Source organism: Gluconacetobacter diazotrophicus PA1 5 (assembly GCF_000067045.1).
GTDB classification, from domain to species: domain Bacteria; phylum Pseudomonadota; class Alphaproteobacteria; order Acetobacterales; family Acetobacteraceae; genus Gluconacetobacter; species Gluconacetobacter diazotrophicus.
This window is the reverse complement of the sequence record NC_010125.1, coordinates 2,893,796-2,906,343: the sequence shown is the minus strand read 5'-3', so window position 1 is coordinate 2,906,343 and position 12,548 is coordinate 2,893,796. Positions and strand designations below refer to the sequence as shown.

The following is a 12,548-nucleotide window of genomic DNA, read 5'->3' as shown; positions in this document are numbered from 1 at the left end:
CCCATATGGAGCGCTGCCCGCGCATCTGACGGGAGTCGCGGTTCCTGCGGGTCTGCCCTGCGCGCATTATATACTGGCAGCTATGCGCCTGGCTGGGATCATTCCACCTGTCAAAGCGACTAGTAAAAGCGGCCATTTGGCTGGCATACTGCTATAGCTAAAAAATCGGCTAATCCGAGTAAGGCACTCAAAGTCTTAATGTGGTTTGACGGGGCGGGGGGGGGCGATGAGCGAACCAATTGATGATATCACGAACTGGTCTACGAAATTGTCGCCTTGGCGACGTGACTGCTTGAGACGTTTAGCGCTCACCGATGATCTCGTCGCGGATGACTTAAGTGAATTGCTGGGAATGGTGAAGGCGGCTGTCGGCCTCCCCACCGGCGCGGGACAACCCGCACCAGTCCCCTTTGAGAAGGCTCACTTTCGCAGCGCCTCCAAGCACTCGATCGCCCTCAAAGGGGTCGCAAACGTTGAGAATATCAATCGGCTAATTCCCAAAGCAGGCCTAACCTTTTGTCCCAATAATCTGAGCGTCATTTACGGCCGCAATGGCAGCGGAAAGAGCGGATTCGTGCGAATCCTGCGCACAGCTTGTCGCACTCGGATCGAGAACGCCGCGAAGCTGCGGGTACTGGCTGATGTTTATGGCGATGCGCCGGGGCCCCAGTCCGCCGACATTCTCGTCGACGTCAACGGTGTTGAGACGACGGTTACCTGGACGCCCGGCATGATTGCCGATCCGGCGTTGATGCATATCTCTGTCTTCGATAGTGCGTCCGCGCAGCTTTACGTTGATGGCGGCAACCAGATTCGGTTCCTGCCTTTCGGACTCGCGCTCCCGCACCGTCTCAACGCCGTCGCACTTACACTGAAAGAAGAGTTGGAGCGTGAACGTGCGAAGGTTGTAGGCGACAAGGTCGCGCTTACCAACGTCGTGTTCAACCCTGTCCGCGATACCGCTGCTCAAAAATTTGCCCGCTGTATCACGAAGGCGACGACCGTCGAGGCAATCGAGAAGGCGTCCGACTTCTCCGCAGACGATGAGTCTCGGCTCACCGAGGTCACACGCACCTTGGCGGCCGGCGCAGTGGCGGTTGCGGATGTCTCTGCGCTCGCCGCTTGGTCCGCTTCGCTGCTTCAGGAAGCAAAGACCGCTCTCGCCTCCTTCAGCGACGAAAAGCTGGAGGAGTGGGCGGCGCTCAAGTCGACCGCTGTGGCAGCACGCGAAGCCGCCGCGCTTGCCGCAGCCACGCTCTTCACGGACGAACCCCTTCCTGGAATCGGAAGCGCGACGTGGCGCGCGATGTGGAAAGCCGCGCGCGATTTCTCGGTCGCGGAGGTATACAAGGAAACAGACTTCCCGGTGATCGCGGTCGATGGTGCGCCAGCATCCTGTGTGCTGTGTCAGCAGCCGCTCGGACCTGCTTCCGCTGAACGAATGACACGCTTTCAGGCCTATATGGACGACACGCTCGGTGCTGCCGCGACCGCGGCCGAGAAGGCGGTATCGGAGGGACAAAGCGGTCTTCCGGCATTCAAGCTCTTCCATGCGGCCGACTTTGCCGACCGGATCGAGCAGGTCCGCCAGCGCGATGCCCGGTTGGCAGACGACCTAGTTGGGTTCGGTAAGGCGCTTGCCGCGCGCCGATCAATAGCGATTGCGCGTCTTGCGGGCGAGGAAGCGCCGCCGCCGCCGGGACTCGTCATCCCGATTGCAGCAGCGTTGGGCGTGTTGACCTCTAGGCTCACCGGTGAGAAAGAGGCCCTAACCAAGGCGGCCGACAGTGAAGAGCGGGCCAAGCTTGCGCAGGAAAAAGCCGAGCTTGAGGATCGAAAAATCCTGTCGACCCACCGTATTAAGCTGCTCAAGCGCCGAACCCTCCTAATTTCGGACGCCGCCTATGCGGCCGCGCTCGCCGAGGTACAGACGACTGGGATCACCAAACGAGCGAACGAGCTCGTAGATACGCATCTCACCGCGGCGGTTGTCGAGCGCTTCGCCGCAGAACGCGACCGTCTCGAAATCAACCATCTCAAGGTTGGTCTCACCCGTAAGAGCGGCCAGACCAAAGCGGCCTTTGATGTCAACCCTCAAACCAAGCTAACGAAGGTGACATCGGAGATTCTGAGTGAGGGCGAACAACGGGCGCTTGGTCTGGCAGGTTTCCTCACCGAGGTAGCGCTAACCGAAGGCTCGGCTGCCATCGTCGTGGACGACCCCGTGTCCTCGCTGGATCGCGAACGCTGCATGCTCGTAGCGCAGCGTCTCGCCGAAGAGAGCATGCATCGCCAGGTCATCGTCTTCACCCACGACATCATCTTCTTTAACGAAATGTGCCGTGAGGCCGATAGGCTCGGCATCGAACCCGTTACAACCGCGCTTTTCAGCGACAAAAAGGCCGCCGGTCAGATCGATGCAGGTGGTGTTAGTTGGAAGGGGGCCAAGGTGAACAAGCGGATTGGCCGGATCAAAGACGCATTTGCGCCGCTCCCGAAGTTACATCAGTCGAGTCCCGCAGCCTATGAAATGGCCGTCAAGAACCTCTATGGTCGGCTGCGCGATACCTACGAGCGAATTGTCGAGGAGATTATCTTCTGCGAGATCGTCCAGCGCGGTGTCGATATCGTGCAAACGCAGAAACTCCGTATGGTGCATCTCTCGCACCCTTTGGCCATCCGCTTCCATGAGGGAATGACCAGGGCCAACACGCACAGCCATGACAATCCGGCTTCTGAGACGGTTGCCGTTCCTCAGCCATGCGAATTCTTGGCAGACATCGCGTTCGCCGAGAATCTGGTCAAGGACTTGAAGACAGAAAGCCAGACGGCCGAAGCAGCGCGGCCGCAAATGAAGCTCAAGGGGTGAACGCGATGGCGAAAGGAGTTTCACTCTCGAATGGACGAGATTGGTCTTCACAAAAGGGTGCAACTAAGTATTTTTGCCAAATTCGTAACCGGTATGCCGACAAAGTTCCAATTGATGCAGAACAGGACCATGCAGATCATCTCTCGCTGCTTGAGCGCTACGACGCGGCGCATGGCGAAGGAGACTCAAGATCGGCGGCGGTGTCGATTTCTCTGAAGTTCGCACCCATCATGGCTCAGGTGGACCGACACGCAGCTTTTGGGTGCACCGCGTCAATGGAACCGAGACCGACTTTAGCTTCCCGTGGGCGATTCGCGGCATTCTCAAACCTCAAGCTCAGGAATTCTCTGATGCTTGCAGGGTGTCTGTGGACCAAGAGCTGAAAGCTGCGAAGCGGCGCTTCTTTGCCACGTATGCCGACACCACTGGGCTAGTGCCGTGCGAACTTAGCGGAGGCCGCCTCGAAGCATTGGCGTCAGACCTGCGGCCTATGCTGTGCATGGCCTCCGGCGCAAGGCGCAACCTACGGCGGCTGTCCTAGACAGCCGAGCCGTGCGTTCGACGCCGGAGAGCGGATCGCGCGCCGGATATGATGGGGCCAAACGCAAAACGAGCTCGAAACTGCATATGGACGTGGAAACGTTTGGCCATCTGCTGGCCCTGCACCTCACGTCAGCCAACCGGGACGATCCCGCCGAGGGGCAGGGCGCCTTTCTGACTCGCAAATGGGCACGTGAGCGCGAGTATCGGTTGATCAAGGAGGTCGGGGCGGCCCGGGAGAACCGGATTGCGGTGCATTTTACTTATGAGTGGCACGACGAGCAGGGCCAGTGGTTCCGGTCGTACGGCAACGAGGGTCGGGAGTTCGACCAGAGTGGCCTGATGCGACGTCGCATCGCCTCGATCAATGACCTGTTGATCGATGCCGGTGCTTGGGTGTTCCGTTGGCGGCAGGGCGGGCGACCGGACGCGCATTCGGGCCTTTCGGATCTGGGGCTGTGACGGGCCATGCGGAGGAAGGGAAAAGTTTTCCATTTTTCAGCCGTTTAGCTGTAGAAGTTTGCACTTAATCTGACGGACGGCTTGAAGTGGCCGGCGTGGATGCTACGCGTTCATGTGGTGTTCGACGTGGCGCCCGATATCTTTTTCGCGGGCGTGGTGGGCTGCGTCAAGGAAGGTTTGCATCGGGGTTTTGCCGAAGCAGTATCGTCCCTGGTGGGTGCGATTGCGGTTGAAGTCATCCATCCATTCGTCGAGGTCTGCCTGGAGTTCGTGGATGCTGTCGTAGATCTTGCGGCGAAAAGTGACACGATAGAACTCGTCGAGCATGGTCTTGTGGAAGCGCTCGACGATGCCGTTGGTCTGCGGGCTGCGCGCCTTGGTGCGGGTATGGTCGATGTTCTCCACCGCCAGATAGAGTTCGTATTCATGGCGGTCATGAGAGCCGCAGAATTCGGTGCCCCGGTCGGTCAGCACGCGCTGGAGCGGGAGATCGTGCAGCTCGAAGAAGGGGATGACGCGGTCGTTGAGCAGGTCGGCAGCGGTAACCGGGGTCTTGCGGTCATAGAGCTTGGCGAAGCCGACCTTGCTGTAGGTATCGACGAAGGTCTGCTGGTAGACGCGACCGACGCCCTTCAGGGTGCCGACATAGAAGGTATCCTGGGCGCCGCAATAGCCGGGACATTCGGTCTCGAACTCGCCCCAGGCCTCCTTGTCGGCCTTGGCCTTCTCCAGGGCCGCAAGCTGGCTTTCGGTGAGGATCAGCCGTTCCTGGGCCATCTTGGCTTCGAGCGCCTTGAGGCGGAGCTTCATGGTAGCGAGGTCGTGGCGCAGCCAGATGCTGCGCACCCCGAAAGGAGAGACGGTGACGCCGCGCTTGAGCAGTTCGTTGGCCACGCGGGCCTGGCCCCAGGCCGGTTGTTCGATGGCGATCGCGACCACTGCTTGCTCAACCGCCGGCTCGACGCGGTTTTTCAGCAAGGGTTTGCGGCGGGAGAGTTCCTGGAGCGCGATTTCGCCGCCTTTGTCGTAGAGCTCCTTGAAGCGGTAGAAGCTGTCGCGCGAATACCCCATCATCTTGCAGGCCTGGGAGACGTTGCCCAGTTGCTTCGATAGTTCCAGCAGGCCAACTTTGGCGCGGATGATCTTCTGGTCACGGGTCATGAGGATATCCTCCGATGGCTGCGGCGGGGGCTGCGTCGCCCGGCCACTCCGCCCCCGCCGCAGCACTGGTTGAGCTTCAGCAGACACCATCCGTCAGATTTAGTCGAGACTTCTACACTTGATGATTTCGCGCGCCTCGCCGGACCAGTGGATGTCCGGACGCCAGGAATGGAACCAGTGATTGGCGTTGACGCCAAGGACGAAGCCTTTGCCTGCGCGGCGCAAAGCCATTTCCAGTTCACTGACGCCATAGACGCTGTCGCCAGCCACCCACCGGAACGGCACATCGGCCGCAAGCGCCCGGCCGATCATCGCGGTGGCCAGGGACGGTTTGCTGGCAAACGTGACATCGCCCGGCACATGGGCCGCCGCCAACCGCTCAGGCTTTTCAGTCCAGGCTTTCGGCAGATACAAAGCCCGGTCGAGAAAAGCATGCCCCTGTCAGAGACATAGGCCCGAACACGCCAATCGCCCGCCCACTCCGCCCCCGCCGCAGCACTGGTTGAGCTTCAGCAGACACCATCCGTCAGATTTAGTCGAGACTTCTACAGTTTAGCTACGCAGCCAAACGGGGAACACGGCGATCTATCAAACGCAAGAATCGTTGGTATCCTGCCCCCGCAACCATCTGAACTTGCGATGCGAACGCATCACGAACCCCAGCCCCGAAACGGGCTGGGGTTTTCGTTTGTCCGCTGCCTGACGCCATCGTCAGGATGCCGGCCAGATCGCCCCGGACATCAATCTGGAGGCCCTTGTCGGACGGCGTGAGGATGATTGCTTCGATCAGCGAGCGGATCACTTCGGCCGCCTCCTGGCGCTTTTCGTCCAGCTCGGAATGCAGCATGTCGTGCAGGCGCGCGAGCTGCCGGTGGTAGAACTCCGCCATCTGCGGATGGAGCAGGGGCGGGGGTGCCTCGGCGGTCGCGAGGAAGTCGGTCAGTTCCGCCTTGCGGGCTTCGAGCTTGGATCCGCGCTCCTTGACCGTCTCGATCGAGATTGCTTCCGAGAGGTAGAGATCCATCAGGCGCTGAATGTCGCGTTCCACCCGCTTCAGTTCTGATTCAGCCGCGCCGATGTCGGTGGAGGCTTCCATGCGCAGCCGGTTCATCTCCGTGGTGAAGGCAGTACAGAATTCGGCGAACAGGGCCGGATCCATCAGGTGGTGACGCAGGGCGTCGAGGACGCGGCGCTCCAGTTCTTCGCGCCGCATATTGGTCCGGTTGTCGCAGGTGCCCTTGTTGCGCGCCGTCGAGCAGCCCAGCAGGGTGCCGGAGATCATGGAATAGCCGCCACCGCAGCAGCCGCATTTGCTCAGGCCGGAGAAGAGATAGCGGGGGCGGCGCTTCTCTCGGAAATGATCGGGCGATGACGTGTCGCGCGTGTCCCGGCTGGCGCTGACGCTGGCCTGCCGCGCCTTGACCGCGTCCCACAACTCCTGATCGACGATCCTCAACTCCGGCACCTCCTGGATGACCCATTCGGTGTCCGGGTTGGGGCGGGCCTGGCGCTTGCCGGTGTCGGGATCCTTGATGAAGCGTTGGCGGTTCCAGACCAGCCTGCCCACGTACATCTCGTTATTGAGGATGCCGGTGCCGCGCGCCCGGTTGCCATTGATGGTCGAGAAGCCCCACGCACCACTGCCTGGTGCCGGGATACCCTCGTCATTGAGACGGAAGGCGATGGCGCGCGGTCCCAGTCCAGCCGCGAAGTCGCGGAAAATGCGACGGACCACGTCGGCTTCCACCACGTTGACGGTCCGGTCGCCACGGATCGGCTCCCCATTGGCGTCGAGCCTGCGCACAACATCATAGCCGTAGGCGTTGCCGCCGCCGGACTTGCCCTGTTCCACCCGCCCGCGCAGGCCACGATGGGTCTTCTCGGCGAGGTCTTTCAGGAAGAGGGCATTCATCGTGCCCTTGAGGCCAACATGCAGATGCGACACCTCGCCCTCGGAGAGGGTGACGATCCGCACACCGGCATAATTCATGCGCTTGAAGACGCCGGCGATGTCCTCCTGGTCGCGGGAGAGCCGATCCATGGCCTCGGCCAGCACGATCTTGAACCGTCCGCGCTGTGCGTCCGCGATCAGCGCTTGGATGCCGGGTCGCATTAAAGACGCGCCCGAGATGGCGTGATCAGTATATTCCTCGACGACGGTCCAGCCCTGTTTTTCCGCGTGGGTGCGGCAGACCCGAAGCTGGTCGGCGATCGAGGCGTCGCGCTGGTTGTCGGACGAATAGCGGGCGTAGAGCGCGACCTTCATGGCGAGGCATCCCTTACGGTCCGGAGCGGCGACGCTGCTCCTGTTGCTGCGACCGGAACCAGTCCCGTGCCGCACGGCGCGCTATGAGGCGGACCAGCGCTATCAGGCGCGGGTCGGGGGCGTTGGGTCGCAGGACGAGTCGCAACTCGGGCTCGGGCGGCCGATACGCCGGGGCAATGGACTGGCTGGGTCTGTCCGTCATCGTTGCTCTCTTCCGCGCGCATGGCAAGGAAAACAGACACACGATCCGGACAGATGACTGTTATTTCAATGGAAATACGCAATGCGGGAGATCGTGCCCGCGCGTGCCCGAGAGTGCGGAATCGTAGTTATGGGTAGTCCCGGCTACAGGCGCGTCGTACAAATACTGGCTTACGGCGGCGTCACGGAAGGGGAGGGCGAGTCATGAACGATACGGGAGTGCCGCTCCTCCGGCAGGCCGGATGAGCGGACGTGCCATCGACTCTTCGCCCACGGAAGCGCTGGCGGGACTGGTCGAGCGGGTGACGTTCCATAATGCCGAGAACGGCTTCTGCGTTCTGCGGGTGAAGGTGCGGGGACAGCGCGATCTGGTCACCGTCGTCGGCCATGCCGCCATGATCTCGGCAGGCGAGTTCGTGCAGATGTCGGGGCGCTGGTTCAACGACCACACCCACGGCCTCCAGTTCAAGGCCGAGTTTTTAAAGGCCAGCCCGCCGACCACGGTCGAGGGCATCGAGCGCTATCTGGGCTCAGGCATGATCCGGGGCATCGGTCCGGTCTACGCCAAGAAACTGGTGAAAGCGTTCGGCGAGGCGGTGTTCGACCTGATCGAACAGGAACCGCACCGCCTGCGGGAGGTGACGGGTATCGGCCCCAAGCGTGCCGAACGGATTGTCGGTGGCTGGGCGGACCAGAAGGTGATCCGCGAGATCATGCTGTTCCTGCACAGCAATGGTGTCGGCACCTCGCGGGCGGTGCGGATCTTCAAGACCTACGGACAGGACGCGGTCCAACTGATCAGTGAGAACCCCTACCGGCTGGCGAAGGACATTCGGGGTATCGGGTTCAAGACCGCTGACCAGATCGCCCGGAAGATGGGGATCGCGCCCGACGCCATGATCCGGGTACGGGCCGGGATTTCCTATGCCCTTGGCGAGGCGATGGAAGAGGGGCATTGCGGTCTGCCGGTCGGGGAGCTGCTGACCAGCACCGCCGAACTGCTGGAGGTCGCGGCACCCCTGATCGAGACGGCGCTCGCGCTGGAACTGGAAGCAGGGGACGTGGTCGCCGACAGCGTGGGCGATACGGACTGCATTTTCCTGGCTGGTCTCTATCGCGCGGAGCGGAGCATTGCGGAGCGATTGCGTGCCTGTGCCGTGGGTCGACCGCCCTGGCCCGAGATCGACGCTGCAAAAGCCATGACCTGGGTCGAAGGCAAGACTGGGCTTGCGCTCGCGCCCAGCCAGCAGGAGGCGGTGCGCCTTGCCCTGCGCAGCAAGGTGCTGGTGATCACGGGGGGGCCCGGTGTCGGCAAGACCACGCTGGTCAACGCCATCCTCAAGATCGTGACCGCCAAGGGCACGGACGTGCAGCTTTGTGCGCCGACGGGCCGCGCGGCGAAGCGCCTGTCGGAAAGCACCGGACTGGAAGGCAAGACCATCCATCGACTGCTGGAGACGGATCCGGCGAATGGCAGTTTCAAACGGGACGACACCAACCCGCTGACCTGCGATCTGCTGGTCGTGGACGAGGCCAGCATGGTGGACGTGCTGCTGATGCGCTCCCTGCTGCGCGCGTTGCCCGACAGTGCGGCGCTGCTGATCGTGGGGGACGTGGACCAGTTGCCGTCGGTCGGACCGGGGCAGGTGCTGGCGGATATCATCGGTTCAGATGCCGTGCCGGTGGTGCGGCTGACCGAGGTGTTCCGCCAGGCGGCGCAGAGCCGGATTATCACCAATGCGCACCGGATCAACGAAGGGAAGATGCCGGATCTGAGCGCGGAAGAGGGATCGGATTTCTATTTCGTGGAGGCGGCCGAGCCCGAGGCTGGGCTGCGCAAGTTGCTGGCCGTGGTGAAGGACCGCATCCCGGCGCGGTTCGGGCTGGACACGGTTCGCGACGTGCAGGTGCTGTGCCCGATGAACCGGGGCGGCCTTGGGGCGCGATCGCTGAATATCGAATTGCAGCAGGCGTTGAATCCGCCGGGCGAGGTGAAGGTCGAGCGGTTCGGCTGGACCTATGGTCCCGGCGATAAGGTGATGCAGATCGCCAATGATTATGACCGGGACGTCTTCAACGGGGATCTCGGCGTTATCGACATGATCGATGTGGAAGAGGGCGAACTGACGGTCTTATTCGATGGACGGGAAGTCGTTTATGGCTTTGGGGAACTGGATGAACTGGTGCTCGCCTATGCCACCACGATCCACAAGAGCCAGGGATCCGAATATCCGGCCGTGGTGATCCCGCTGGTGACCCAACATTACGCCATGCTGGCGCGGAACCTGCTCTATACCGGCGTCACACGGGGACGGAAGCTCGTCGTGCTCGTGGGCCAGAAGAAGGCGCTGGCAATCGCTGTGCGCAATCAGGGCGGGCGGCGGCGGTGGTCGAAGCTCAGGGAGTGGCTGGCCGGTAGCGTTGCATGATGGAGTGGCGGGGGTGACGGATGTGTCTCCATGTCGGCTTCCGCCTCTTTTGAGACGATACGAGCCGCTTTAATTGATTCTTGAAAGCGGACATCGATGTGATCTTGGGTAGCATGTAGTTACACAGTGATAAATGTACGGATTTTCTAACCTTCGAGATTGCAATAAGTTTGATAAGAGGGCCTGATGTGTAGATCACTATTTGTTCTGCGAGAAAATTCGTTATGAAGTTAACCAACCTTGAAATTTTCAACATCAAATCATTCAAAGAGGTTGTATCAATCAATTTTGATAATGACACAAAAATATTCTCGTTTTCGGGGATAAACGGCTCCGGAAAATCAACGATACTGAAATCCATTTCAATTATTCAGAAACTTTTCTTTTCTATAAAATCCAATGCATTGTCCGATTTCTACACAGAGCTTGGAGATTTTTTGTCGCGCGATGCAGCATACATCTCCTGCGAATTCGCACATAATGGTGATAAGGGAACAATAAAATTATTTAGGAGTTTCAGTGAATATAAATATACAATTGAAAACAATACACTTTTTGACGAAACATGGGGTAGCAACACACCGGATGGCATTATATTATACATAGATTCTAATAGGTTCATTCAAAACGATAGCGTAGAATTCTCATCTATTTCTTTGGATAATATGGATGATAAAAATGTATTAGAGGATATTGTTAGGTGTCCAGAAAAATTATTTTCTACAATATATAAGAAAATTATATCTGATTATTTATATGGTCGTTTGCTTCCTGCAAAACCGGATAGGTTGACCTATTTTCACGTAGCGCAGAAATTTTTTGAAAAGTTGATTCCTCATGTTTCGATTAGAAACTTCTCAGGGAAACATGTAGAGAGAGAGTTTGTCCTTTTAGGAAAAAATGGATCCGATCCGAAATCCAAACAATATGATATACGTAACTTTAGTTCTGGAGAAAAGTCATTATTTTCGATATTAAATCTACTTTTTCTCACAAACAAAATTTCTACTATTATAATTGATGAGCCAGAAAATAATTTTCATTTAACATTATTGATGGATTTTATGCGGTTACTTAAAGATTTTTGTGATGGGAGTGTATGTGATAAAATATCTGAGCTAAATACAGCGCAGAGTGGAAAAGTTATAAACAATAATTGGATAAATTCTTTATACAGTGAAATGAATTTGCACAATGTAATAATTGCAACTCATTCAAAAGAACTAATCTATAAAGTTTTCGCATATGGGAAAAATTTTCTTGTATCAGATGATGTTGTAGAAATCGAAGAAAAAAATGCAGAGATTGAACTGAGGAAACTTGGTTTATCTCAAGTGGACAAAAGAATATTGTTTGTTGAAGGTAGAACAGATCGCATATTTCTTGAGAATGCTCTATCAAATTACGATATTACAGTAAAAGATTTGAGCGGAGGAGAGAGCGTAATTTCTACATGGAAAAAAATCCAGAAAATAAAAAATGACATCAAGAATGTAGATTTTGTTTTCCTTGTAGACTCAGACAATAGAAAGCGGCAAATTCTTTCTGAAGCCAGCTCTATTGATCCAGAATTTTCGAACTTGACACTTGTGGTTCTAGATCGACATGAGGTCGAGAGTTATCTATTAGATATTGATAATATTTATATTTCTATTTATAAAATAACTAATGAACTAGGTCTGTCCAGAATAAGTAAGATTAAAGTGAAGACATATATAATTGAAAGTTACAAAAAAACTAGATCTACTTCCATTTTGAAAGATACTCTAAATAATACACGAGAATATGTAAACTATGAAATGTCTAATTTATTGTGGGGCAATAGAAAATTCAGAGAAAAAATCAAAAGCATGAATAGTATGTCTAAAGATGACATACTTGGCTATCTAGGGAACGATTTCTTAGAAAATATTGCTACTGAAATATTGGATATAGTAAATACTACAAGAGATGATTATGACGAAAATCTTACTTTTGATGAATTTGTCTCTAAATGCGACGGGAAAAGTGTATTTAATACCTTTTGCAGTAAAATAAGCGCGGAAATCGGTGTTAAAAAAGACATTATCTATGGGAAAATACTATCGCATGCTTTGTCTTCTGATACGTCGCTTCTAAAATATCAGCTGGATTCTATCATCGAAAGATTTCCTGATTTTCAAACTAACGGATATAACACTTCAGTCGATTACTCTAATGACGAAGAGTAAAAAATAAATGTTTCGAAAAGACTCTATGAAAAATTTTCATTCTTGATAGTAAAAATCATATGGGCGTGCAGAAAAGTCTGCTTCTGCACGTCTTTGTTTGAGGAGTGGACGGTCTGCTTCCCCCCGATTGTGTTGAAAAAGTCAGGTTGAGGTGTCTGCTCAGGATTGCGTATGCAATTGGGAATGACAATTCCCCATGATTACAGTGCTCTATACGTTGTGATATCGAACCAAAATATTGAGTAGAAGCTGCAGCAGGACTTTTTCAACACAATCCCCCCATTGCCGTCGTTTCCTGCCGGGAAAAGGCTGCGGACTTTAGGCGGCTCTGGGGCCTTTAGAGTCAGAGAGTTGCGCGGATTTTCGTGACGGGTTGAGAGGGTGGGAGAGAGTCTCCTGTCCGCCCGTCA

Annotated in this window: 7 protein-coding genes and 3 pseudogenes; 6 read left to right on the top strand and 4 right to left on the bottom strand. The window is 56.2% G+C overall.

Going from position 1 to position 12,548, the window contains the following annotated elements; genetic code table 11:
- Positions 1-226: 226 nt before the first annotated feature.
- The 4 genes and pseudogenes from GDI_RS13380 to GDI_RS13370 form a co-directional block, all read left to right on the top strand.
- Complete coding sequence (locus GDI_RS13380) at positions 227-2,869, top strand: AAA family ATPase (RefSeq protein WP_012226992.1); 2,643 nt, start codon at positions 227-229, stop codon at positions 2,867-2,869.
- Between the two features lie 190 nt (positions 2,870-3,059).
- A complete protein-coding gene (locus GDI_RS20640) occupies positions 3,060-3,410 on the top strand; it encodes a DUF3223 domain-containing protein (RefSeq protein WP_081482890.1) in 351 nt (116 codons plus the stop codon).
- Positions 3,362-3,568, top strand: a pseudogene (locus tag GDI_RS20310) (transposase); the annotation flags it as partial. The gene GDI_RS20640 and the pseudogene GDI_RS20310, both read left to right, overlap by 49 nt.
- A gap of 9 nt (positions 3,569-3,577) precedes the next feature.
- Positions 3,578-3,871, top strand: a pseudogene (locus GDI_RS13370) (DUF1348 family protein); the annotation flags it as partial.
- Between the two features lie 102 nt (positions 3,872-3,973).
- On the opposite strand, the gene GDI_RS13365 reads toward GDI_RS13370, so the two are convergent.
- The 4 genes and pseudogenes from GDI_RS13365 to GDI_RS19235 all read right to left on the bottom strand — a co-directional run bounded on the left by GDI_RS13365 (position 3,974) and on the right by GDI_RS19235 (position 7,500).
- Positions 3,974-5,032, bottom strand: a complete 1,059-nt coding sequence (locus GDI_RS13365) for an IS481-like element ISGdi10 family transposase (RefSeq protein WP_012226986.1) — start codon at positions 5,030-5,032, stop codon at positions 3,974-3,976.
- Between the two features lie 117 nt (positions 5,033-5,149).
- Positions 5,150-5,487: pseudogene (locus GDI_RS13360) on the bottom strand (transposase); the annotation flags it as partial.
- A gap of 101 nt (positions 5,488-5,588) precedes the next feature.
- Positions 5,589-7,298, bottom strand: coding sequence for a recombinase family protein (locus GDI_RS13355; RefSeq protein WP_041249467.1), 1,710 nt, complete (start codon positions 7,296-7,298; stop codon positions 5,589-5,591).
- Positions 7,299-7,311: 13 nt separating this feature from the next.
- Positions 7,312-7,500, bottom strand: coding sequence for a hypothetical protein (locus GDI_RS19235; protein WP_081482888.1), 189 nt, complete (start codon positions 7,498-7,500; stop codon positions 7,312-7,314).
- A gap of 241 nt (positions 7,501-7,741) precedes the next feature.
- Here GDI_RS19235 and recD2 point away from each other — a divergent pair, with 241 nt between their 5' ends.
- Positions 7,742-9,928, top strand: a complete 2,187-nt coding sequence (gene recD2 / locus GDI_RS13350) for an SF1B family DNA helicase RecD2 (RefSeq protein WP_012226982.1) — start codon at positions 7,742-7,744, stop codon at positions 9,926-9,928.
- Between the two features lie 224 nt (positions 9,929-10,152).
- Positions 10,153-12,138, top strand: a complete 1,986-nt coding sequence (locus GDI_RS19230; protein WP_081482887.1) for an AAA family ATPase — start codon at positions 10,153-10,155, stop codon at positions 12,136-12,138.
- Positions 12,139-12,548: the final 410 nt, after the last annotated feature.